This window comes from Modestobacter sp. NPDC049651 (genome assembly GCF_040659695.1).
Taxonomy (GTDB): Bacteria; Actinomycetota; Actinomycetes; order Mycobacteriales; family Geodermatophilaceae; genus Modestobacter.
On record NZ_JBFAOG010000020.1, the window covers coordinates 48,181 to 71,653 of the forward strand.

General features: G+C 74.4%; 19 protein-coding genes and 1 tRNA gene. 9 read left to right on the forward strand and 11 right to left on the reverse strand.

Features of this window, described 5'->3' with window-relative positions; all coding sequences use genetic code 11:
- Nucleotides 1–105 precede the first annotated feature (105 nt).
- The 3 genes from AB0J00_RS20060 (at nucleotide 106) to ppc (ending at nucleotide 8,175) form a co-directional block, all read left to right on the forward strand.
- Nucleotides 106–2,340, forward strand: a complete 2,235-nt coding sequence (locus AB0J00_RS20060; protein WP_357748306.1) for a fibronectin type III domain-containing protein — start codon at nucleotides 106–108, stop codon at nucleotides 2,338–2,340.
- A 267-nt stretch (nucleotides 2,341–2,607) separates the two neighbouring features.
- Complete coding sequence (locus tag AB0J00_RS20065) at nucleotides 2,608–5,253, forward strand: hypothetical protein (RefSeq protein ID WP_357748307.1); 2,646 nt, start codon at nucleotides 2,608–2,610, stop codon at nucleotides 5,251–5,253.
- Nucleotides 5,254–5,370: 117 nt separating this feature from the next.
- Nucleotides 5,371–8,175: a phosphoenolpyruvate carboxylase gene (ppc, locus tag AB0J00_RS20070; RefSeq protein ID WP_357748316.1), complete on the forward strand. Its 2,805-nt coding sequence runs from the start codon at nucleotides 5,371–5,373 to the stop codon at nucleotides 8,173–8,175.
- A 51-nt stretch (nucleotides 8,176–8,226) separates the two neighbouring features.
- On the opposite strand, the gene AB0J00_RS20075 is transcribed toward ppc, so the two are convergent.
- Complete coding sequence (locus AB0J00_RS20075) at nucleotides 8,227–9,345, reverse strand: PLP-dependent aminotransferase family protein (protein ID WP_357748318.1); 1,119 nt, start codon at nucleotides 9,343–9,345, stop codon at nucleotides 8,227–8,229.
- Nucleotides 9,346–9,363: 18 nt separating this feature from the next.
- Complete coding sequence (locus AB0J00_RS20080; protein ID WP_357748320.1) at nucleotides 9,364–10,740, reverse strand: NADP oxidoreductase; 1,377 nt, start codon at nucleotides 10,738–10,740, stop codon at nucleotides 9,364–9,366.
- An 81-nt stretch (nucleotides 10,741–10,821) separates the two neighbouring features.
- Between AB0J00_RS20080 and AB0J00_RS20085 the strand changes: the two genes are divergently transcribed.
- Both AB0J00_RS20085 and AB0J00_RS20090 read left to right on the forward strand, forming a co-directional pair.
- Nucleotides 10,822–11,130, forward strand: a complete 309-nt coding sequence (locus AB0J00_RS20085; protein ID WP_357748322.1) for a putative quinol monooxygenase — start codon at nucleotides 10,822–10,824, stop codon at nucleotides 11,128–11,130.
- Nucleotides 11,131–11,232: 102 nt separating this feature from the next.
- Nucleotides 11,233–11,793: a DUF664 domain-containing protein gene (locus AB0J00_RS20090; protein ID WP_357748324.1), complete on the forward strand. Its 561-nt coding sequence runs from the start codon at nucleotides 11,233–11,235 to the stop codon at nucleotides 11,791–11,793.
- Between the two features lie 47 nt (nucleotides 11,794–11,840).
- Here the strand turns inward: AB0J00_RS20090 and AB0J00_RS20095 are convergent, their stop codons facing one another.
- Nucleotides 11,841–12,650 carry a zinc finger domain-containing protein gene (locus AB0J00_RS20095; RefSeq protein ID WP_357748327.1) on the reverse strand — a complete coding sequence of 270 codons (810 nt, stop codon included), beginning with the start codon at nucleotides 12,648–12,650 and terminating at the stop codon, nucleotides 11,841–11,843.
- Between the two features lie 57 nt (nucleotides 12,651–12,707).
- Here AB0J00_RS20095 and AB0J00_RS20100 point away from each other — a divergent pair, with 57 nt between their 5' ends.
- Nucleotides 12,708–13,547, forward strand: coding sequence for a hypothetical protein (locus AB0J00_RS20100; protein ID WP_357748329.1), 840 nt, complete (start codon nucleotides 12,708–12,710; stop codon nucleotides 13,545–13,547).
- A gap of 63 nt (nucleotides 13,548–13,610) precedes the next feature.
- On the opposite strand, the gene AB0J00_RS20105 is transcribed toward AB0J00_RS20100, so the two are convergent.
- Both AB0J00_RS20105 and AB0J00_RS20110 read right to left on the reverse strand, forming a co-directional pair.
- Nucleotides 13,611–14,972 (reverse strand): deoxyribodipyrimidine photo-lyase, encoded by a 1,362-nt coding sequence (locus AB0J00_RS20105; protein ID WP_357748331.1) that lies wholly within the window; start codon nucleotides 14,970–14,972, stop codon nucleotides 13,611–13,613.
- A 42-nt stretch (nucleotides 14,973–15,014) separates the two neighbouring features.
- Nucleotides 15,015–15,335, reverse strand: a complete 321-nt coding sequence (locus tag AB0J00_RS20110) for a GNAT family N-acetyltransferase (protein WP_357748334.1) — start codon at nucleotides 15,333–15,335, stop codon at nucleotides 15,015–15,017.
- Between the two features lie 218 nt (nucleotides 15,336–15,553).
- Here AB0J00_RS20110 and AB0J00_RS20115 point away from each other — a divergent pair.
- Together AB0J00_RS20115 and AB0J00_RS20120 are read left to right on the forward strand one after the other, a co-directional pair.
- A tRNA-Arg gene (locus tag AB0J00_RS20115) sits at nucleotides 15,554–15,626 on the forward strand.
- Nucleotides 15,627–15,736: 110 nt separating this feature from the next.
- Nucleotides 15,737–16,462, forward strand: coding sequence for a response regulator transcription factor (locus AB0J00_RS20120; protein WP_357748336.1), 726 nt, complete (start codon nucleotides 15,737–15,739; stop codon nucleotides 16,460–16,462).
- A gap of 72 nt (nucleotides 16,463–16,534) precedes the next feature.
- On the opposite strand, the gene AB0J00_RS20125 is transcribed toward AB0J00_RS20120, so the two are convergent.
- Nucleotides 16,535–17,371 carry a phytanoyl-CoA dioxygenase family protein gene (locus tag AB0J00_RS20125; protein WP_357748339.1) on the reverse strand — a complete coding sequence of 279 codons (837 nt, stop codon included), beginning with the start codon at nucleotides 17,369–17,371 and terminating at the stop codon, nucleotides 16,535–16,537.
- A 103-nt stretch (nucleotides 17,372–17,474) separates the two neighbouring features.
- Between AB0J00_RS20125 and AB0J00_RS20130 the strand changes: the two genes are divergently transcribed.
- The gene (locus AB0J00_RS20130; RefSeq protein WP_357748341.1) at nucleotides 17,475–18,470 is read left to right on the forward strand and encodes a LacI family DNA-binding transcriptional regulator; all 996 of its coding nucleotides are present in this window, start codon (nucleotides 17,475–17,477) and stop codon (nucleotides 18,468–18,470) included.
- Nucleotides 18,471–18,472: 2 nt separating this feature from the next.
- Here AB0J00_RS20130 and AB0J00_RS20135 read toward each other — a convergent pair whose 3' ends face one another.
- The 5 genes from AB0J00_RS20135 to AB0J00_RS20155 form a co-directional block, all read right to left on the reverse strand.
- Entirely contained in the window at nucleotides 18,473–19,366 is an 894-nt protein-coding gene (locus AB0J00_RS20135; protein ID WP_357748344.1) for an aldose 1-epimerase family protein, read from the reverse strand.
- Entirely contained in the window at nucleotides 19,363–20,367 is a 1,005-nt protein-coding gene (locus AB0J00_RS20140; protein WP_357748346.1) for an ABC transporter permease, read from the reverse strand. Before AB0J00_RS20140 ends, AB0J00_RS20135 begins: the two co-directional genes overlap by 4 nt.
- Nucleotides 20,364–21,380 carry an ABC transporter permease gene (locus tag AB0J00_RS20145; protein WP_357748349.1) on the reverse strand — a complete coding sequence of 339 codons (1,017 nt, stop codon included), beginning with the start codon at nucleotides 21,378–21,380 and terminating at the stop codon, nucleotides 20,364–20,366. Before AB0J00_RS20145 ends, AB0J00_RS20140 begins: the two co-directional genes overlap by 4 nt.
- A complete protein-coding gene (locus tag AB0J00_RS20150; protein ID WP_357748352.1) occupies nucleotides 21,373–22,896 on the reverse strand; it encodes a sugar ABC transporter ATP-binding protein in 1,524 nt (507 codons plus the stop codon). Before AB0J00_RS20150 ends, AB0J00_RS20145 begins: the two co-directional genes overlap by 8 nt.
- Before the next feature lie 186 nt (nucleotides 22,897–23,082).
- Nucleotides 23,083–23,473 (reverse strand): substrate-binding domain-containing protein (locus AB0J00_RS20155; protein ID WP_357748355.1); only part of this gene is annotated, 391 nt, incomplete at its 5' end.

Consider the following 23,473-nt stretch of genomic DNA (forward strand, 5'->3'; position numbering starts at 1 on the left):
CAGGTATTGCATGTTTCACCGCTGTGGACCGGCTGAGTCGGCCACTAGGAATGCGGGCAGTCGCCGCGCACACGGGGAGCGCGCGCAGAACCCGTGAGGGGAACCATGAGTTCGGAGCACAACGAGCGCCGGCGGACGTACCGCGCGCTCGCCGCCGGAGCGGTCGGCCTGTCGTTGAGCCTGGGCGGCGGCATCCTGCTGCCCGGCACGGCCAGCGCCCAGGGGCCGATCGTCGACGGCGACCAGATGACCTGGACGGCCGTCGAGGGTGACGTGGCGTGGCAGGTGCCGGACAACGTCTGCTCGATCGACTGGACGCTGCAGGGCGGTCTCGGCGGTCAGGGGCGCAACTCCGACGGCGTAGCGACCGCGGGTGGCTTCGGGGGCCTCGTCAAGGCCTCCATGTCGGTCCAGCCCGGCCAGCACTTCTTCCTGCAGGCCGGGTCGACCGGTGGTGACTTCTCCTTCGGTGGCGCCGCGGGTGGCACCAGCGGCACCCAGCCCTCGGGCGGTGGCGCGCCGAACGGTGGTTCCGGCGGTGGTGGTGCCTCCGTGGTCCGCCTGGGCGACACCCTCAGCGCCTACCCGGTCCTCATCGCGGGCGGCGGCGGTGGTTCCGGCGGTGGCGGGAGCACCGGCAGCGGTGTCGTCGTCACGTCGACCGACGCCCTCGGTGGCGCCGGCGGTGGCAACGACGGTGACGGGTCGGACGGTGGCAACCTGCCGCAGTCCTTCGCGGCGACCGGCGGCCACGGCGGCAGCCTGCAGCAGGCCGGCGCGGGTGGGACCTCCACCGCCGTCGAGGCCGACCCGGAGCTGAACGGTGAGTCCGGTGCCGGCGCCCTCGGCGGCAAGGCCGCGGAGTACGCCGGTGGTGGTGGCGGCGGCTACCTGGGTGGCGGTGGCGGCGCGAGCGGGGCCGTGCCCTCCGGCCAGGCGACCGTCGGCGGCGGCGCCGGCGGTGGCGGCGGCGCGAACTACATCGACAGCGAGGTCTTCCCCGACGCCAGCAGCCAGACGAACGGGACGAACAACGACTACAGCGGTCAGGGCTACGTCCGGGCGACGTTCACCACCTGCGGGCCCATCGTCGTCACGCCCGACACGCCGACGAACCCGACCACCCCGTCGGCGCCGACGCTGAGCTCGGCGACCTCGGCCACCCCGGGTGAGGTCGACCTCGTCATCGTCCCGGGCGCGGCCGTCCAGGGCCTGCCGGTCGACACCTACAAGGTGAGCACCAACGGTGCCGCCGGTCCGTGGACCACCCTCGCGACCCTCGAGGACCCGGAGACGGCGAACCTGACCGCCACCGTGAAGACGCTCCAGGGCGGCCAGACCTACGACATCGCGGTCCAGGCCTACAGCGACGGCGTGGCCAGCCCGGCCAGCAACGTCGAGCACGTCACCGTCGCCGAGGCGGTCGTCATCACGAACCCGGAGCCGCAGCAGCCCACGAACCCGGAGCCGCAGCAGCCCACGAACCCGCAGCAGCCCACGAACCCGGAGCCCCAGCTGCCGACGAACCCGCCGGTCACCACCGTCCCGGACAACGGCGGCACGGACGTCGACGCGACCGTCCCGGGTGCGCCCACCGGCGTCTCCGCGACGGCCGAGCGCTCCTCGGTGCTCATCTCCTGGAAGGCCCCCGCGAGCGGCGGGAAGGTCGACCACTACGAGGTCACGCTGCTGCCGACCGGGCAGACGCTGTCGACCACGGACCTGTCGGTCCGCTTCGGTGCAGTCGCCGGTGAGAAGTACACGGCCACCGTCGTCGCGGTCTCGGCCGGCAAGGTCGCCGGTCCGGGCGCGTCGGCGTCCACCCAGGCCGCGGCCGCCGCGCCCGTCGTGCCGGCCGAGGTGCCGGACGCGCCGCTGACCCTGACCACGGACAAGGGCCAGATCAGCGCCACCACCCCGGGTGCCAAGCTGACCGTCATCGGCACCGGCTTCCTGCCCTACTCGACCGCCACGATCGTCATCTACTCCGAGCCGCAGGTCCTGGGTACGGCGACGACCGACAAGGACGGCAACTTCAGCAAGGAGGTCGAGGTGCCGGCCACGCTGGCCGCGGGCCAGCACTCGCTGGTGGCCTCGGGCGTCGCCCCGGACGGCACCGAGCGCTTCATGCGGATGAACGTGACGGTGGCCGCCGCGGGTGACGTGCAGTCGACGGCCACGGGCACCACCGGCACGGCCGCCGGCACGGCCGCCGGCACGGACGGGAAGGGCCTGGCCTACACCGGCGCCCCGGTGCTCGTCCCGGCCGGCCTCGGGCTCGTCGCCCTGGTCGGCGGCGGGGTGCTCATGCTGGTCACCCGCCGGCGTCGCAACGCCTGATCCACCGCACCAGCCGGCGACCCCGGCGACCGCCCCTCGGGGCAGGTCGCCGGGGTCGTCGGCGTTCCGGGGCCGGTGTGCCGCCCGTGGCGCGTGGGGCGGGAGGGGAGGGTGGGGAGTCGCCACTCCACCGCCGACGAGGCCTGGACGCAGCCTTGGCAACACATGTGGCGCAAACCCGCCGCACAGCACAAGTCTCGCCCGATACAAACCTTTCCACGTGAGTCCCCGAGAGCGGGACCGGACGACGAGCGGGGCGAGCACGACATGACAGGGAACAGGGCGGACCGCCGGGCGGCGGCTCGCGGAGGAGCGCGGCGGACGGTCTGCCGGCGGCTCGGCCAGGCGCTCGCGGGTGCATCGGCGCTGGCCGTCGCCTCGGTCGGCGCGGTCGCGCTGGCCGGTCCCGCGGCGGCGGCCGGTGACATCGTGGTGACCAACCTCGACGACAGCGGTCCCGGGTCGCTGCGCGACGCGCTGGCCCAGGCCAACAGCACGGCCGGTGAGGACACGGTCCTCTTCGACGGCGAGCTGACCGGCACGGTGCACCTGCTCCACGCCCTGTCGATCACCGACGACGTCACCCTGTCGGCCGGCAACCCCGATGGCGTCACGCTGGACGTCGAGGGGCGCGACCGGGTGCTGAACACCACCGGCCCGGCCGATGCCCCCATCAAGGTGCGCATCGTCGGGCTGACGCTGCTCAACGGCACGACCAGCGGGGACGGCGGCGTCGTCCGCGCCGTCAACACGAACCTGACCCTCAGCAGCACGACGGTGCGCGGCGGGCACGCCGGCCGGGACGGCGGCGGCGTCTGGGTCACGGGCGGGCAGGCCTACATCGGGTCCTGGGCGGTCGTCGAGGGCAACGACGCAGGCCGGGACGGCGGCGGGGTGTGGGCCGACTCCCCGGCCTTCATCACCGACGACACGACCCTGGCGCACAACGTCGCCGGCGGCGACGGCGGTGGCGCCCGGCTGCCCCGCGGCGGCATGGTCATCGCGGCGACGTTCCAGGAGAACCAGGCGACCGGCAAGGGCGGCGGTCTCGCCGTCGGCACCACGTCCGGGCCCGCGACGCTCTCGTTCGAGCACTCCTACCTCAACGGCAACACCGCCACCGTGGGTGGCGGCGGGCTGCACGTCGTCGACACCGACACGACCTTCGAGGGCTCGATGACGGGCAACGCCACCCAGGGCAGGGGTGGCGGTGTCCTCGTCGAGGGCCAGCAGCTGAACAGCGGCTTCGACGGCTCGGCGGACTTCCGCCAGAACTCGGCGGGCGTCTCCGGCGGTGGCATCGCCGTCCAGGCCGCCACGAACCCCCCGCCGCTCGACGTCGACCTGGCCGCCTGGTGGAGCGGCAACACCGCGCCGGCCGGCGCCGGCGCCGACTTCGCCGGCCCGACGGACGTCCACGTGTCGGGGTCGCTCTTCGAGGGCAACGAGGGCATCGACGGGGCGACCGCCGAAGGTGCCGCGCTGCGCACCGCGGGCGGCCGGCTGAGCGTGGACAACAGCACGATCGCCGGCAACGACGCGGGCGCCGGCCCGGTCGTCCTGGTGGCCGGTGACACCGATCCGACCACGGTCGACGCGCAGCTCGACCACGTCACGCTCGCCGCCAACACCGGCGCCGTCGGGCTCTCGTGGTCCGGCCCTGGGCAGGCCCGGGTGACCAACTCGATCTTCACCGGCACCAGGACGACGGCCGACGTCGCCACCGACGACCTCGACCTGCCGCTGGACGGCACCGCGGTGGCGTGGTCGCTCGTGGGCCGGGCGCCCGAGGACGCGGCGGGGTCGTCGACCGTGCTCTACGGCGTCGACCCCGAGCTGGCCGAGGTGGACCCCGTCCACGGGATCTTCTCCGCGAAGCCCGCGGCGGACAGCGTGGTCATCGACGCCGGTGACCCGGACTACGCCGACGCCCCCTACGCGGTGCCCTTCGACCAGAACTACGCAGCCCGCGTCCAGCGGAGCTGGACCGGCGCCCTGACCGCCCGCACCGACCTGGGCGCGGTCGAGGTGGCCACCGCGGACACCGATCCGCACGCCGGCACGGACATCCCGGACTCGGGCACCCCGGGCACGGGCACCCCCGGTACGGGCACCCCTGGCCCCAGCGACCCGGGCACCGACATCCCTGACACGGACACCCCGGACACCGACAACCCGGGCACCGGTACGCCCGGCACGGGCACCCCGGACACCCCCGGCACGGGCACCCCCGGCACGGACACCCCGGGCACCGGTACGCCCGGCACGGGCACCCCGGACACCGGCACCCCGGACACCCCGGGCACCGACGACCCGGGCACCGATGAGCCGTCCCCGCAGCCGGGGCCGGGCACCGGGCAGCCGACCCCCACGGTCGACACCGTGCCCCGCGTCCCGGCCGCCGCCCCGCCCACCGCGCTGACCCTGACCACCGACCGCGGCACGATCACCACCGCCGCCCCGGGGCAGCGGATCACCGTGATCGGCACGGGGTTCCAGCCGAACTCCATCGCGACGGTCGTCATCTACTCCAGCCCGCAGGTGCTGGCCACGGTGCGCACCGACGCGAACGGTGACTTCTCCGCGCTCGTCGAGGTGCCGGCGGGTCTCGAGGCCGGCACGCACTCGCTGGTCGCGTCCGGGTTCGCGCCGGACGGCAGCGAGCGGTTCCTCCGGATGGACGTCGCGGTCGACGGGGCCGCTCCCGCCGGCGCCCCGGGCGGCGGCAGCAGCCAGGGCGGTGCTGCCCCGGCCGGTGCCGCAGCGACCGGCGCAACGACGGCCACCGCCGGCAACGGCACGGGTCTCGCCTACACCGGCGCCCCGGTGCTCGTCCCGGCCGGCCTCGGGCTCGTCGCCCTGGTCGGCGGCGGGGTGCTCATGCTGATCACCCGCCGGCGCCGCAACGCCTGATCCACCGCACCAGCCGGCGACCCCGGCGACCGCCCTGCAGAGGCCGGTCGCCGGGGTCGTCCCCGTTCCGGCCTCCCCCGTCATTTGTCCGACACACGCCCCCCGGATACTCCTCGTGTGTCCGAAGCCACCGTCGACGTCGCCGACCTCCGCCGACCGGGGGGTCCCGACCAGCCCGACGACCGCACCGACGACGCGCAGCTGCGCGACGACATCCGCCTGCTGGGCCGGGTCCTGGGCGAGGTGATCGCCGAGCAGGCCGGCCCCGAGGTGCTCGAGCTGGTCGAGTCCACCCGCGTCGAGGCGTTCGAGGTCCGCCGCTCGCAGGCCGAGCGCCAGCACCTGGCCGACCGGCTCGCCGCCCTGGACCCCCGGTCGGCCAACCACGTCGTGCGGGCCTTCAGCCACTTCTCGCTGCTGGCCAACATCGCCGAGGACGTCCACCACGAGCGGCGCCGCCGGTTCCACCGCCGGGAGGGCTCGCCGCCGCAGCAGGGCAGCCTCGCGGCCACCCTCGAGCTGCTGGACGACGCCCACCTGGACGGCGCGACGGTGGCCCGCGAGCTGTCCGGGGCGCTCGTCGTCCCGGTGGTCACGGCGCACCCCACCGAGACCCGCCGCCGCACCATCTCGCAGGTGCAGCGGGCGGTCAGCGAGCTCATGCGGCGGCGCGAGGACGAGGACCCGGCCTGGTCGGCGCACCTCTGGCGGGAGGTCCTCACCCTCTGGCAGACGGCGCTGCTCCGGCTGTCCCGGCTGCGGCTGGCCGACGAGATCGACGAGGCGCTGCGCTACTACGACCTCTCGCTGTTCGAGGTCGTCCCCGAGATCAACACGCAGCTGCGCCGGGCGCTGCGGAAGCGCTGGCCGGACGCCGACCTGCTGCCCACCCCGATGCTGCAGCCCGGCTCGTGGATCGGCGGCGACCGCGACGGCAACCCGTTCGTCACCGCCGACGCCGTCCGCCGGGCCACCACCCGGCAGGCGGAGACGGCGCTGGGCCACCACCTGGCCGAGCTGGTCTGCCTGGGCGACGAGCTGTCGATGTCCGACCGGCTGGTGCGGCCGACCGCGGAGCTGTACGCGCTGGCCGACTCCGCGCAGGACGACTCACCGTTCCGCGCCGACGAGCCCTACCGGCGGGCGCTGCGCGGCATCTACCGGCGGCTCGCGGCCACCGCCCTGCGGGTGCTCGGGCACGTGCCGGGGGAGCAGCCGGACGCCGTCCTGCCCGCCTACGGCACGCCCGACGAGCTGCTCGCCGACCTCGCCACCGTCGACGCGTCGCTGCGCAGCCACGGCGCCGGCGCGCTCGCCGACGACCGGCTGGCCCGGCTGCGGGACGCGGTCGAGGTGTTCGGCTTCCACCTGTGCGGGCTGGACATGCGGCAGAACTCCTCGGTGCACGAGGAGGTGCTCGCCGAGCTGCTGGCCTGGGCCGGCGTCTGCGACGACTACGCCGCGCTGGACGAGGCCGCCCGGGTCGAGCTGCTCACCGGCGAGCTGCGGCTGCGCCGCCCGCTGGTGCGCCCGGACGCCGAGCTGTCCGAGCTGGCCCGCGGCGAGCTGGACCTGCTGGTCGCCGCCGCCGAGCAGGTGCGGCTGCTGGGCCCCCGCGCGATCCCGAACTACGTGATCAGCATGTGCGAGTCGGTGAGCGACGTGCTGGAGGTCGCCGTCCTGCTCAAGGAGGTCGGCCTGCTCGACCCCGACGGCCCGGACGGCCCGGCCAGCACGGTGAACATCTCCCCGCTGTTCGAGACGATCGACGACCTGCAGGCCGCCGGCCGCACGCTCGAGGCGATGCTGGCCCAGCCGCTGTACCGCGCGCTGGTGACCAGCAAGGGCGAGCTGCAGGAGGTCATGCTCGGCTACTCCGACAGCAACAAGGACGGCGGCTACCTGGCGGCCAACTGGGCGCTGTACCGCGCCGAGCTGGCACTGGTCGACGTCGCCGAGGCGCACGGCATCCGGCTGCGGCTGTTCCACGGCCGCGGCGGCACGGTCGGCCGCGGCGGCGGCCCCAGCTACGAGGCCATCAAGGCCCAGCCGCCCGGCTCGGTGGCGGGCGCGCTGCGGATCACCGAGCAGGGCGAGGTCATCGCGGCCAAGTACTCCACGCCCGACCTCGCCCGCCGCAACCTCGAGGCGCTGGTCGCGGCGACCCTGGAGTCGACGCTGGTCAACAGCGAGGGGCTCGGGGACGACGCCGCGGAGACCTACGCCCTGTTCGACGACCTCGCCGCCCGCGCCCGAGCGGCGTACAGCGCGCTGGTGCACGAGACGCCGGGCTTCGTCGAGTGGTTCCGCGCCGCCACCCCCATCCGGGAGCTGGCCGAGCTGAACATCGGCAGCCGCCCGCCGTCCCGCAAGGCCGGGGACAAGATCACCGACCTGCGGGCCATCCCGTGGGTGTTCAGCTGGTCGCAGACGCGGATCATGCTGCCCGGCTGGTACGGCACCGGCTCCGCGCTGGAGTCGTGGGTCGGCGGGGACCCGTCCCGGCTGGAGGTGCTGCAGGACCTGCACGCGCGCTGGCCGTTCTTCCGCACCGTGCTGTCGAACATGGGCATGGTGCTGGCCAAGACCGACCTGGACCTGGCCGCCCGCTACGCCTCGCTGGTGCCCGACGAGGAGCTGCGCGAGCGGGTGTTCGGCCAGGTCGTCGCCGAGCACGAGCGCACCGTGCGGATGCTGCTGGCGGTCACCGGCGACGAGCACCTGCTCGCGGACAACCCGGCGCTGGCCCGGTCGATCCGCAACCGGTTCCCCTACCTGGAGCCGCTGCACCACCTGCAGGTGGAGATGCTGCGCCGGCGCCGCCGTGCCGACTTCGGGGACGGCCCCGACGACGAGCTGGTGCGCCGCTGCATCCAGCTGGCGATCAACGGCGTCGCGACGGCGCTGCGCAACTCCGGCTGAGGCAGTGGAGTCCCAGCGCTCGGGAAACGATGCGCTGGGACTCCACTGAGCTCAGGAGCGGGCGGCCTCGATCGCCTCGGCGAGCCGGCGGACGCCCTCGTCGACCTGGTCGGTCTGCACCGCCGAGTAGGCCAGCCGGAACGAGTTCTCCCCGCCCTCGAGCAGGAAGTCGGTGCCCGGCACGATGGCCACGCCCCGGCTCGCGGCCTCGGCGGTGATCGTCGCGACGTCGTGGCCCTCACCGGCGGGCAGCGAGACCCACAGGAAGTAGCCGCCCTCCGGGCGCACGAAGGTCGCCTGCGGCAGGTGCCGGCGCAGCGCCTCGTCCAGCGCGCCGACCCGCTCGGCCAGCGCGTTCTTCACCGTCTCCAGCGCGGAGGGGAACCGCTCGCCGGTGACGAACCGGAACACCGTGGCCTGGGCCAGCATGCTCGGCGCGATGTAGGTGTTGGTGGCCCGCACCCGGATCCGGTCGATCAGCGCCGGCGGCCCGACCAGGTAGCCCACCCGCGCGCCGGGGCACACGGTCTTGGAGAACGACGAGGCGTAGACGACGTGCTCGCTCGCGGCCCCGCCGTCCAGGTCGAACATCCGCGGCAGCGGCTCGCCGCTGAACCGGATGTCGACGTACGGGTCGTCCTCGAACACCAGGAAGTCGTGCTCGCGGGCCAGCTCCAGCAGCCGCTGCCGCTTGGCCAGCGACAGCGTGTAGCCCGCCGGGTTCTGGAAGTTCGGGATGATGTGCGCGAACGCCGGGCGCACGCCCTGGTCCAGCAGCGCGGCGATCTCGTCGACCGCGACGCCGTCCTCCTCGAGCGTGACCAGGTGCAGGTCGGCGCCGCGCGAGCGCAGCCCCAGCAGGGTGCGGTCGTAGGTGGGGCGCTCGGTGACCACGGCCGTGCCGGGGGAGACCAGCTCGTCGAACAGGAACGCGTCGGCCTGCATCGAGCCGTTGGTGACCAGCACGTGGTCGATGGGGACGCCGTGCTTCTCGGCGATCCAGCGGCGCAGCGGCACGTAGCCGACCGCGGTGCCGTAGCCGGTGACGCCCGCGGGGTCGGCGTCGAACGCGGCGACGGCGGCCTGCTTGAGGCCCTCGACGTCGACGATGTCGGTCGACGGGGCACCGCGCGCGAAGGAGATGGCAGGGGCCTGCGTTCCGGTGGTCACGCTGCCATTGTCCAGGGTTCAGCCCTCCCGGTGGGCGGCCGCCTCCCGGACGGCGGCCAGCAGCCCCGCGCGGTCGTGGATCGTGGTGCGCGCGCGGCCGTGCCGGGCACCCAGCGCGACCTCCGCGGCGTCGATCGCCCGCCAGTCGGCCAGCAGCACCGGCTGCGGCACCCGGTCCACCCAGTCGCCCTCGTGGACGTGCGGCACCAGCCGGCCGGCTCCCGCGTCGGCGAGCAGCGCGGCCACCGTCTCGCGGGCGTCGTGCTTGTTCGTGCCGACCACCCCGGTGGGCCCGCGCTTGATCCAGCCGGCCACGTACTCGCCGGGGCTGACCACCCCGTCGCGCAGCACCCGGCCCTCCTCGTGCGGCACCGTCCCGCCGTCCAGCGGCAGCCCCGGCAGCGCCGACCCGGAGTAGCCGACCGAGCGCACGACCAGGTCCGCCGGGACGACGTCCACCTCGCCGGTGCCGACCGCGCGCCCGTCGGCGTCGACCGCCGTCCGCTCCACCTCCACCCCGGTGACCCGGTCGGTGCCCAGCAGCCGCACCGGCCGGGCGTGGAACCGCAGCCGCAACCGCACCGCGGCGTCGTCCCGCGGGTGCTCGGCGTACTCGCGCAGCGCCGCGAGGTTCCGCGCGACGTGCCGGTCCTCGGCGGCGAGGTCGTCGTCGCCGGGGTCGGTGAGGTCGGCCGGGTCGACCAGCACGGCGGCGTCCGCGAGGTGTCCGAGCTCGCGCAGCTCCTGGGTGGTGAAGGTGGCCTGCGCCGGGCCCCGCCGGCCGAGCACGGTGATCCGCTCGACCGGCGCGGCGGCCAGCGCGTCGAGCACGTGGTGCGGCATCTCGGTGCCGGCGAGCTCGGCGGGGGAGCGGGCCAGCACCCGCGCGACGTCCAGCGCCACGTTGCCCACGCCCACCACCACGACGTCGCGGGCGGTGCGCAGCGCGGCCTCGACGCGGGCGCGGTCGGCGTCCGGGTGGCCGCAGTACCAGGCGACGAGGTCGGTGGCGGCGAGGCTGCCGGGCAGCTCCTCCCCGTCGATGCCCAGCCGCCGGTCACCGGCCGCGCCGTAGGTGTAGACGACCGCGTCGACGCACGCCCGCAGCTCGGCCAGACCGATGTCGCGGCCCACCTCGACGTTGCCGACGAACCGCACCCGCTCGTGGTCGAGCACGTGGTGCAGCGTCCCGCGCAGCGCGCGCATCTTGGTGTGGTCGGGGGCGATGCCGTGCCGGACCAGCCCGAACGGCGTGGGCAGCCGGTCGACCAGGTCGACCGCGACCGGGACGTCGTCCTGGGCGGTGAGCGCGTCGGCAGCGTAGATGCCCGCGGGGCCGGCGCCCACGACCGCCACCCGCAGCGGACGGGAACCGGGGTCTGTGGGGTCGGCCACATCTGGCATGGTCGTCCTGCCGCCCGGACACCGCCAGGCCAGCCGGCCCGCGGACCGGGCCCCCGTCGTCAGGAGCGCTGCGTGTCCTTCGTCATCGTCGCCACCGTCTTCCCCAAGCCCGGCACCCGGGACGCCATCCGCGAGGCGCTGCTCGCCGCCGTCCCGGAGGTGCACCAGGAGCCCGGCTGCGAGCGGTACTCGGTGCAGGAGGACGAGCAGGGCTTCGTCTTCGTCGAGCGCTGGGCCGACGAGCAGGCGATGCAGCAGCACGGTCAGAGCCCGGCGCTGCGGCAGCTCATGGCGACCATCTCCGACCACCTGGCCCAGCCGCTCGGCATCCGCGTGCTCAGCCCGCTGCCGGCCGGCGACCCGGACAAGGGCGCCATCTGAGCTCCCCGCCCGAGGCAAAGGAAGCTCTGCACCCGGTTTCGGCGCCGAAACCGGGTGCAGAGCTTCCTTTGCCTGGTGGGTGATGCGGGGCAGGGTGGCGGCATGACCGACGCCCCGCCCTGGGAACCGCCGTTCGCGGGCAGCGAGGCCGAGCACCTGCTCGGCTCGCTGGACCGGCTGCGCGCCACGTTCCGCTGGAAGGCCGACGGCCTGGACGCCGCCGGGCTCCGGGTGCGGATCGGTGCCTCGACGATGACCCTCGGCGGCCTGCTCACCCACCTGGCGGCGGTCGAGGAGCTGTACTCCACCCACCGGCTCAGCGGGGCGCGGATCGGCGGCGGCTGGGACCCCAGCCGCTGGGACACCGCCGAGGGCTGGCGGGAGACGTTCGCCGGCGAGGGCACCCCCGCGGAGCTGTACGCGCGGTGGGACGACGCGGTCGCGCGGTCCCGGGCGCGGTTCTCCGCCGCGCTGGCCGACGGCGGGCTGGACCAGCTCGTGCACACCGGCTGGCCCGGCGGTCAGCGGATCAGCCTGCGCCGGCTGCTGCACGACCTGGTCGAGGAGTACGGCCGGCACACCGGGCACGCCGACCTGATCCGCGAGGCCGTCGACGGCCGGGTCGGGGAGGACCCACCCGACGACTGGCGCCCGCACGTCTAGTGGAGTCCCAGCGCTCGGAAAGTGATGCGCTGGGACTCCACTCCGCATCAGACGGCCTGGCAGGTGGGGCACCAGAAGAGGTTGCGGCCGACCATGACCTCGGTGCGGATCTCGGTGCCGCAGATCCGGCAGGGGAGCCCGGTGCGCCGGTAGACGTAGTGCGCGTCCTCGCGCAGTGCCGGACCCCGCTGCCGCTCCCGGTCGGCGCGCTCGGTGGTGACGATCCGCCCCGCCTTCACGCCGGCCTTCATCAGCACGACCAGGTCGGCCCACATCGCCGCCCACGCGTCCGCGCCGACGTCCCGTCCGGGCCGGAACGGGCTCATCCGCTGCCGGAAGAGGATCTCCGCCCGGTAGACGTTGCCGACGCCGGCGAGCACCGACTGGTCCATCAGCAGCGCGCCGATCGGCACCTTGCTGCGGGAGATCCGGGCGAACGCCTTGGCCGGGTCGGAGCGCCGGCGCAGCGGGTCCGGGCCCAGCCGGTCGAGGATGAACTGCACCTCGCCGTCGGTGATCAGGTCGCAGGCGGTGGCGCCGCGCAGGTCGGTCCACACCCCCGCGCCGTCCTCACCGGGCCCCTCCCAGCGCATCCGCAGGGCACCGCGCGGCTCCGGGGGCAGGCCGGTGCCGGAGGTGAACTTCCCGTACAGCCCCAGGTGCACGTGGACGACGTCCGGGCCGAAGGCGGCGAACAGGTGCTTGCCGTAGGAGGTGACCTCGTCGAGCACCCGGCCGTCGAGCAGCTCGGCCTGACCGGCGAACCGCCCCTGCGGGCTGGTCACGTGCACCTCCCGCCCGGCGAAGGCGGCGTGCTGCTCGCGGGCCAGCCGGAACAGGGTGTGGCCCTCAGGCATCGGCGATCACGCGCACCAGCTTCACCTGCCCGGACGCCGTCCGCCACGATGGGCCCCGTGACCGAGGTGACACCGCGGCTGGCCCGCGCTGCGTGGGGATCGCTCGAGACGCTGCACGTGGTGGCCTTCTTCGCCCCCGAGGTGCAGCAGGCGTACGACGCGATGAACGTCCGCGGCGCCCGCGCCGGCTACTTCGCCGCCCGCGCCTCGGCGCTCGGCCCGGTCGGCCCGGCCCCGGTGGTGGCGACCTTCTACGTGTTCTCCCCGGCGCTGGTCGAGCGGGTGGTGCCCCGGGTGTGGGCGGCGGCGGATCCGGCGGCCTGGGCGGCGGCCCGCGCCGACGGCGTCCGGACGGCGCTGCACCGGGTGCTCGGCGACGCCGACGTGACCGAGGCCGTCGAGCTGGCCCGGACGGCGACCGCGGGGCTGAGCGCCGCCGGGCGCCCGCTGTACGCGGCGTGGTCGCACGCCGACTGGCCCGAGGACCCGCTGCTGCAGCTCTGGCACGCCGCCCTGCTGCTGCGCGAGCACCGCGGCGACGGGCACGTGGGCGCGCTGATGGCCGCCGGGCTCGACCCGGTGGAGTCGCTGGTCACCGGCGGGCTGGCGTCCGGGTCGCTGGAGTTCGTGCGCACCACCCGCGGCTGGACCGACGACGAGTGGGCCGCCGGCGTCGCGCGCTGCCGCGACCGCGGACTGGTGGACGACGACGGGCTCACCGCGGCGGGTGCGGAGCTGCGCCGCCAGGTCGAGGAGACCACCGACGCGCTCGCCGTCGAGGGCTGGGCGCACCTGGGCGAGGCGGGCAGCCGGCGGCTGCTGGAGCTGGCCGCGCCGCTGCGCGCCCAGGTGCTCGACAGCGGCCTGCTGCCCGACTGGATCCGCACCCGCGGCTGACGCCGTCCCCACTTCCGGCGCCGAAAGTGGCCCCGCTTTCGGCGCCGAAAGCGGCCGGCGTGGTCAGCGGCGGAGGGCGGCGAGGCGGTCGAGGGCGACCTGGCGCTCGTGGGCGTGGTCGACGACCGGTGCCGGGTAGCCGGCCGGGATGCCGCCGGGCGCCGTCCAGGGTTCGTGGACGTACTTCGGGTCGAGGTCGCGCAGCTCGGGCACCCAGCGCTTCACGTACTCGCCGTCCGGGTCGAACTTCTTGCCCTGGGTGACCGGGTTGAAGACCCGGTAGAACGGCGACGCGTCGGTGCCGGTGCCGGCGACCCACTGCCAGCCGTGGTTGTTGCTCGCCAGGTCGCCGTCGACGAGGTGCTCCATGAAGTACTTCGCGCCGAGCGTCCACTCCTGGTGCAGGTCCTTGACCAGGAACGAGGCGACGATCATCCGCACCCGGTTGTGCACGTAGGCCTCGCCGAGCAGCTGCCGCATCCCGGCGTCGACGATCGGGTAGCCGGTGCGGCCGGCCTTCCACGCGGCGACGAGCTCGTCGGCGTGCGGGCCGCTGTCGTAGCCGAGCGCCTGCAGCTCCGGCTTCAGGTACTCGCGCGCCGACTCGGGGCGGTGCCACAGCACGTCGGCGTAGAAGTCCCGCCAGGCCAGCTCGCTCGTGTAGCGCTCGGCCGACTCGCTCTCCTCGCCGGCGAGGTCGGCCAGCAGCGTGCGAGGGTGGATGCAGCCGTACTTGAGGTAGGCCGACATCCGGCTCGTCCCGGCCGTGGCGGGCAGGTTCCGGCCCTCGTCGTAGCCGGTCAGCCGCTCGTCGCGGAACCGCCCCCAGGCCGCGCGGGCGGCGGCCTCCCCGGCCGGGGGCAGCTGGACGCCGTCCAGGTCGGGGTGCGGCGGCGGGTCGTCGGAGCGGACGCCGGTCGTCCAGCGGACGCCGTCGGGGCGGGGCGCCGGCTCGTGCCAGCCGTGCTCCCGCCAGGCCCGGGCGAACGGGGAGAACACCGAGAACGGGGTGCCGTCGCGCTTGACCACCCGGCCGGGGGCGACCGCGTACGGCGAGCCGGTGCGCACGAGGGCGACGTCACCGAGGGCGCGCTCGACGGCGGTGTCGCGGCGGCGGCCGTACGGCCCGGCGTCCGCGGTCACGTGCACGCTGGTGGCGCCCACCTCGGCGGCGAGCGCGGGCAGGACCTGCGCCGGGTCGCCGGAGCGGAGCACCAGCGCGCCGCCGGTCTGCTCGCGCAGGTCGGCCAGGCAGTCGAGCAGGAACGCCCGGCGCGGCTCACCGGACGGGGCGTAGAGCCGTTGGTCGAAGACGAAGACCGGCAGGACGTCGCCGTCCGGGCCGGCGGCCTCGATCGCCGCGAGCAGGGCGGGGTGGTCGGTCAGCCGGAGGTCTCGGCGGAACCAGAGGAGTGCGGTGGGCACCCGACCGACCGTAGGCAGCCGGGGCGCCGTCCGCAGCGCGACTCAGTGGTCGGCGGTGGCCAGCCCGAACGTGGGGCGGTCGTCCGCGGCGACGAGGTCCAGGTCGGCGGGGTGCTCGTGCAGGTAGTGGCGGACGAACGAGCAGTAGGGGAGCACGTGCAGGTCGCGCTCGCGGGCCGCGGCGAGGACCTCGCGCACCAGCGTCGTCCCGAGGCCCTGGCCGCCGCGGGCCGGGTCGATCTCGGTGTGCGGCAACGTCATGGTGCCGTTCTCGACGTGGTAGCTCGCGAGACCGATCAGCACGTCGTCGTCCTTGATCTCGAAGCGCTTGCGCTCCGGGACGTCCACCACCGTGATGCTCATCGTTCCTGTCCACCTCCTGCAGCCCGGCGCCGTTGCCGGTGCTCCTGTGTGTCGGGACAAAGTAGTCGCTCGGCAACCATGCCGCTCGGTGGTTACGACGTGCCGCGCCGTGACGATGTTCCCTGCCTCGGCGTGCCGCGCGCGTCGCACCCGGACGGGGCGGCCGCGGCGGGCGTGCCAGGATGAGGGCCGCGCCGGCCCGCCGGCGCCGCTGTGCCGCCCCCGTAGCTCAGGGGATAGAGCATCGGTTTCCTAAACCGTGTGTCGCAGGTTCGAATCCTGCCGGGGGCACCTCCGTGAGCGCGTCCGTCGCGGTCACGCAGAACAAGTGCTCAAGCACCTGGTTCACCCGGTCGATGGAACTCGTGAGAGTCATCCCAGCTCACCGAGGAGAACCGACCGTGTCCATCCCCACGACGATCACCCCGCGCGGGGTCACCCGTGTCCTGGTCCTGGCCGACGCGCCGGTCCTGCGCCGCGGGCTGCTGGGCATGGTCAACGAGACCGCCGGGCTGCAGGCCGTCGGCGCCCCCGGCGAGCCGCGCCGCGCCCTGACGCTGGCCGAGACCGCCCGCCCGGACGCCGTCGTCGTCGAGCTCGGCTCCGGCGCGCACGGCAGCCAGGCCGCCACGCTCAACGCCTGCCGCGACCTGCGCCGCCGCTACCCGACGATCACCATCGTCGCGCTGGCCACCAGCGACGACCCGGCCGTGGTCAACGAGGCGCTGGCCGCCGGCGTCCGCGGCTACCTGCTGATGAACACCTCGGCCACCCTGCTCGGCTGGGCCGTGCTCGCCGCCCGCGCCGGCCGCACCGTGGTCGACCCGCAGATCCGCCGGGTCGAGGGCGAGGTCGCCCCCGCGCCCAAGCCGCTCACCCCCGACGTGCCGCTGACCCGCCGGGAGACCGACGTCCTGGAGGAGCTCGTCCAGGGCCAGTCCAACCGGGCGATCGGCAAGAACCTCTTCATCTCCGAGGACACCGTCAAGTCGCACGTGAAGGCGATCCTCCGCAAGCTCGGCGCCCGCGACCGCGCCCACGTGGTGTCGCTCGTGCTCTCGTCGCGCAACCCGGGCGTGTGCACCTGCGGCGCGCACGCCGCGCCCGAGGTGCCCGCCGAGGTCTGACCCAGCAGAACGCGCCAGGGGCGCAGGAGCCGACCGGCTCCTGCGCCCCTGGCGCGTTTCAGGACGGGGAGGTCACTCCTCGCCCATCACCAGGCCCTCGATGTCGTGCTTCTGGCTGATCGGGGTGAGCTCGTCGACCACCGGGCACTTCAGGTGCTTCTTCAGCGACTCCGGGAGCGTCTCCCAGAACGCCTTCGTCACGGCCATGTCGTGCTTGTCGCCGTTGCCGGCGCCGGGGGCGTCGACGCCGAGCACCAGCACCGGGCGCGGCTTGTCCGACTCGCTCTTGGTGCCGCGGTGGATGGTCAGCGCCGAGCGGATGGAGATGTCACCGCGCTTGGGGAACTTGCGGACCGCGCGCTCCTCGAAGCGGGGGTACCAGGTCTTCGGCGGGAACATGCCGTGGTTGAACGACTCGTCGTCGTCCCACTGGGTGCCGGGGGCGATCTCGAAGGGGCCCATGTCCGGCTCGGTGTCGACCGCGGTGGCGTTGATGGCCAGCGAGTTCAGCCGGCGCTCGGTGCGGGTGACCTCCGGGATCGGGAAGTCGCGGTGCCACGGCTGGTTCTTCGCACCCGGGAAGGGGATGTCGAAGCCGATCTCGACGATCTCGTAGTCCGGGCCGAGCACGGCCTCGCAGACGGCGGTGACGGTCGGGTGCGTGGTCAGCTCGACGAAGCCGCGGATCTGCTCCGGGTGCACCTCGACGTACCAGCGGTTGGGGCCACGGCCGATGGCGCCACCCTCGCGGCCGCGGGCCTCGGTGTAGGCGGCCTCGATGTCCTCGCGGAGCCGGTCGGCCCACTCGGTGGAGAAGGCGCCGGGCACCCCGACGATGCCGTCGGTGTAGATGGTGTCGCGCATGGCCTGGGCGTCGGTGCCCGTGGTGACCGGGGTGGTGGTCGTCATCGTGGTCTCCCTCTCAGTGGGTACGACCAGTTTGCAACGTGGCATGCCACGTTGCAACAGATACGATGGAGAAAGTTCGCGGGTCGTCAGGAAGGGGCCGGTCATGGTGCGTCTGCGCGACGTCGCCGACCACGCAGGAGTGTCGGTGCGCACCGTCTCCAACGTGGTCAACGACTTCCCCCACGTGGCCGCCGACACCCGGGCGCGGGTGCAGGCGAGCATCGACGCGCTGGGCTACCGGCCCAACATGGCCGCCCGCACGCTGCGCAGCGGCCGCACCGGGCTGCTGTCGCTCGTCGTCCCCGAGATCGACTCGCCGTACTTCGGCGACCTGGCCGCCCGCACCGTGCGCACCGCCGGCCGGGCCGGCTGGACGGTGCTCATCGACCAGACCGACGGCGACGGCGAGCGCGAGCGGGCGCTGCTGCGCGGCGAGCGCAGCCAGCTGGTCGACGGCGTCATCTTCAGCCCCTGGTCGGTCACCCCGGAGGAGCTCGCCGACCGGACCGACCCCACCCCGCTGGTGCTGCTCGGTGAGCACGCCGGCACCCCGCCGGTCGACCACGTGGTGGTCGACAACGTCGCCGCGGCCGCCGAGGCCGTCGCGCACCTGGCCGGCCGCGGGCGCACCCGGATCGCCGCGATCGGGACGCCGGGGCTGCACGCCACCGAGACCTCCCGGCAGCGCCGGCGCGGCTACCGGCAGGCGCTGGACGCTGCCGGGCTGCCCGCCCGGCCGGAGCTCGAGGCGCCGGTGACCTCGCTGCACCGGGCCGAGGGCCACCGGGCGATGACCGCGCTGCTGGCCGGCGACGAGGTCCCGGACGCCGTCTTCTGCTTCTCCGACCAGCTGGCCCTCGGTGCGCTGCGCGCGCTGGCCGACGCCGGGCTGCGGGTGCCGCAGGACGTCGCGCTGGTCGGCTTCGACGACGTGGAGGACGGCCGGTTCGCCGTGCCGCGGCTGAGCACGGTCGCCCCGGACAAGGACCGCATCGCCGAGCTGGCGCTCGCGTCGCTGCGCGACCGGCTGGCGGGGGACGAGAGCCCGGCCCGGGTCATCACCGCCCCCCACCGGCTCGTGGTGCGCGAGAGCAGCTGACCTCAGGCCGGCCGCACGCCCCACTCCGCGCTCCACTGCTCGCCGGGGGCGAGGGTGATCAGGTCCTGCCCGGTGTTGAACGCGTCCGGCCCGCAGGTCATCGCCTCGACCGCCAGCGCGTGCCGGCGCCGCGGCGAGCCGTCGGGGAAGTAGTCGGACGTGTAGACCTGCCACCACCCGAAGGCGGCGTCGGCCCAGACCTCCACCGCCCGGCCGCCGCCGGCGACCCGCACGGTGTCGCCGTCGACGTCGGTGAACGCGGTGTCCAGCGACCGGCCGCGCAGCGGTGCGCCGGCGCGCAGGTCGCGGTCGGTGCCCGCGACCGGGTGCAGCGCCACCGGCCGCAGCCGGTCGTCGGTCTCCAGCCAGCTCGCCGCCGGGAGGGTCAGCTCGAGGTCGTCGACCCCGCAGCCGGGCAGCACCAGGTACGGGTGGACGGCGGCCCCGAACGGCGCCGCCGTCCACCCGGTGTTCGCAGCCTGCAGCCGGCAGCGCAGGCCGCCCTCGTCGACCGACCAGCGCACCGCCAGGTCCAGCGCGAACGGGTAGCCCGGCTGCGGCTCGACCGCGATGCCGAGCTCGACGGCGTCCGCGGTGACCTCGCGCGGCTGCCAGGCCGCGAACGCGACCAGCCCGTGCAGCGCGCACCCGGTGGCCGGCTCGGTGATCGGCAGCTGCAGCTCCTCGCCCTGCCAGGTCCACCGGCCGTCGGGCACCCGGTTGGGCCAGGGGGCGAGCACCAGGCCGTGGTAGGCCGTGGGCACCTCGTGCTCGCCGAGCGGGTCGACGACGTCGACGCCGTCGACCGCGTACCCCGACACCCCCGCCCCGCGGCGGTCGATGACGGCCTCGTGCCCGCCGGAGCGGATGGTCCAGCGACGGTCCTCGGTGCTCATCGTCTGGTCGTGCCCGCCAGGTAGCGCTGCAGCACGACGACGCCGAGCAGGATCGCGCCGCTGACGACGTCCTGCCAGTTCGAGTTCAGCGAGCCGACCTGGTTGATCACGTTGGCGATGACCTGCAGCAGCAGGACGCCGACCAGCGTGCCGAACACCGTGCCCGCGCCGCCGGCCAGCAGGGTGCCGCCGAGCACGACCGCGGAGATGGCCTGCAGCTCGGTGCCGACACCGATGATCGGCACGCCGGAGGAGGTGTACGAGGCGATCAGCACGCCGGCGAGCCCGGCGAGCAGGCCGCTGGCCACGTAGGTGAGCACCTTGGTGCGCACCACCGGCAGGCCCATGAGCTGCGCGGCGTCCTCCTGGCCGCCGATGGCCAGCACGGTCGGCCCGTAGGAGGTGCGGTGCAGCACCAGCCCGCCGATCAGGAACAGCACGATGACGATCCAGATCGGGTAGTTGATGCCCAGGAGGCTGTTCTGGGCGAGCCCGCGGAAGGCGCTGCCGGCCGGGACCTTGTAGACGGTGGCGCCCTCGTCGCTGATGAACAGCAGCAGGCCGCGGGCGAACAGCAGGCCGGCCAGCGTGACGATGAACGGCGCGAGCCCGCCCTTCGCGATCACCAGCCCCTGCACCAGGCCGATCGCGCCGCACACCGCCAGCGGCAGCAGGACGGCCACCGCCGTCCCGTGCTGGGAGCCCCACGCGGCGAGCACGCCGCCCAGGGCGAACACCGACCCGACCGACAGGTCGATGCCGCCGGTGAAGATCACGAACGTCATGCCCAGCGCGATGACCGCCAGGAACGAGGCCTGCAGCGCGATCGAGCGCACGTTGGGCCCGGAGGCGAACGTGTCGAACTGGAAGCTGGCGTAGACGCACAGCAGCACCAGGACGACGAGGGCGCCCTGCCGCTGCACCCGCTGGACCAGCTGGACCCGCTGCGGACGGGCGCCGGTCGGGGTGAGCGTGGGTTCGGGCGTGGCTGTGGTGCTCATGCGCGCGACCTCCGTCGCATCCGGGTGCCCACCTGGGCGTAGACGGCCAGCACGACGATCACGGCCTGGACCATCTGGGCCACCGAGTTGGTGATGTCGTGGGCGACGAGGGTGAAGGTGATCAGCTGCATCAGCAGCGCGCCGGCCACGGTGCCGAGCACCCGGACCTGCCCGCCGGACAGCGACGTGCCGCCGACGACGACCGCGGTGATCGCGGTCAGCTCGACCAGCTGGCCGAGCCGGGTCGGGTCGCTGGCCTGGTTGCGGGCGACCAGCAGCACGCCGGCCAGCGCCGCGAGCAGGCCGGAGAGCACGTAGACGGTGGTGAGCACCCGGGCCACCGGCAGGCCGGCGAGCTCCGCGGCGCGGGCGTTGCCGCCGATCGCCATCAGGTAGCGGCCGAAGGTGGTGCGGGTCATCAGCACCCACACGGCGACGATGACGACGACGGCGACCAGCACCACCCACGGGATGCCGGCGACGCTGCCGCTGCCGAGCTCCCGGAAGCCGTCGTTGCGGATGCTCTTGATCTCGCCGCCGACGATGTTGGCGATGCCGCGGCCGCCGACCATGATCGCCAGCGTCGCGATGATCGGCTGCACGCGGACCCGGCTGATCACCGTGCCGGCGAGCAGCCCGGACACCAGCCCGGCGACCAGCCCGGCCAGCAGCGCGCCGATGAAGCCGTAGCCGAGGTACAGCGGGATCACCGCGGCGGTCATCGCCATCACCGCGCCGACCGACAGGTCGATGCCGCCGGTGCCGATGACCAGCGCCATGCCCAGGCTGACCACGATGATCGGCGCGACCTGCACCAGCTGCAGCCGGAGCGAGCCGGTGGTCGCGAAGTGCGGCGTGATGACCAGGTTCACGACCACCAGGACGACGAGCGCCAGGTAGACGCCGTTGTCGCGGAAGAAGGCGCCGTCGAGCCGGAAGCGGCTCCGGGCGGGCGGTGCCGGCTCGGCCGGCGGCGCCGCCGCTGCCGCCGGGGTCACGGTCTGCTCAGCCACGCTCTGCTCCTCCCGTCCCGGCGGAGGTGGTCTCCGCGGGGGTGCCGCCGGCCAGGGCCCGCAGCAGCTGCGCCGACGTCAGCCGGTCGCCGTCCAGCTCGCTGGCGACCGACCCGTCGTGCAGCACCACGACCCGGTCGCTGCCCTCGACGAGCTCGTCCATCTCGCTGGACACCAGCACGACCGCGAGGCCCTGCCCGGCCAGCTCGTCGATCAGGCCCTGCACCTCGCGCTTGGCGCCCACGTCGATGCCGCGGGTGGGCTCGTCGAGCAGGAACACCTTCGGCTCGGTGGCCAGCCAGCGGGCCAGCAGCACCTTCTGCTGGTTGCCGCCGGACAGCTCGCGCACCTTCTGGGCCGGGCTGGAGGCCTTGATCTTCAGCCGGCGCATGAACGTCTCGACCAGCGCGTCGACCCGCGACTCGGAGATGAACCCGGCGCGGGACATCCTCGGCAGCACTGCCAGCGCGATGTTGTCGCGCACCGACAGGTCCGGGATGATCCCCTCCGCCTTGCGGTCCTCGGACAGCAGCGCGATGCCGGCGCGCAGCGCGCGGCCCACCGACCCGTGCCGGACGGCGTGGCCCTGCACGGTGACCGAGGCGCTGGTGGTGGCCAGGTCGCCGTAGATCGCCTTGAGCGTCTCGCTGCGCCCGGAGCCCAGCAGCCCGCCGAGGCCGACGACCTCGCCGGGGTGGGCGGTCAGCGCCACGTCGCGGAGCCGGTTGGTCACCGACACCCCGGAGACGTCGAGCACCGGCTCACCGGAGCGGGCGTGCGACTCGCCGAAGTCCGTCGTCCCGCCGTGCTCCACGTCGCTGGCGTCGCGGCCGAGCATGAGCGAGACCAGGCCGACCCGGTCCAGCGCCTGCATCGAGCCGGTGTGCACGACCCGGCCGTCGCGCAGCACGGTGACCGAGTCGCACAGCGCCCACAGCTCGTCGAGCCGGTGCGAGACGAAGACCAGGCCGACGCCGGAGTCGGCGAGCGTGCGGGCGACGCCGAACAGCGTCTCGACCTCGCGGACCTCCAGCGACGACGTCGGCTCGTCCATGATCACCACGCGGGCGTCGACGGACACGGCGCGGGCCAGCGCGACCATCTGCTGGACGCCGAGGCCGAGCGTGCCCAGCTGGGCGCGGACGTCGACCTCGATGCCGAGCCGCTCGACCAGCGCGGCCGCCTGGCGGTTGAGCTCGCGGGTGTCGACCAGGCCGAAGCGGCGGGGCTCGCGGCCCAGGTAGATGTTCTGCGCCACGGTGAGCAGCGGGACCAGGTTGATCTCCTGGTACATGGTGGAGATGCCGGCGTCCTGGGCGTCGGACGGCCGGGAGAAGGACACCGGCTCCCCGAGGAAGCGGACCTCGCCCGCGTCGGCGGCGTGCACGCCGGTGAGCACCTTGATGAAGGTGGACTTGCCGGCGCCGTTCTCGCCGACCAGGGCGTGGATCGAGCCGGGCAGGAGCGAGAAGTCGACCCCGCGCAGGGCCTGGACCCCGGCGAAGGACTTCACCACCCCGTGCACGCTCAGCAGGGGCGCGGCGGTGGGGTCCGGGGTGCGGGGGGCCGGACCCGTGGCGGCTGGGGGTTGTTCGGGCAACACGGCTCCTCGGTGAGCGTGCGGGGCGCGCCCCCGGTCCGAGGGGACCGGGGGCGCGCCGTGGTGCAGGTGGGTGCGACCGCGAGGGTCAGGTCCTGCAGGTCAGAAGGCGTTGCCGAGGTTCTTCTCGGCGTTGTCCTGGTCGTACTCGCTGTCCTGGATGATGATGTCCTCAGGGATCTCCTGGCCGGCGTAGAAGTCGGTCAGCGTCTTGAAGGCCAGCGGGCCGAACCGCGGGTTCGACTCGATCACGGCGTTGTACTGGCCGTCGGCGAGGGCCTGCACGGCGTTGCGGGTGCCGTCGATCGAGACGATCTTGACGTCCTTGCCCGGCTGCTTGCCGGCGCTGAGCACGGCCTGCATGGCGCCCAGGCCCATCTCGTCGTTCTCGGCGTAGATCGCGTCGATGTCCGGGTTGGACTGCAGCAGCTGCTCGGCGACCTGCTGGCCCTTCGACCGGTCGAAGTCACCGGTCTGCTGGGCGACGACCTTG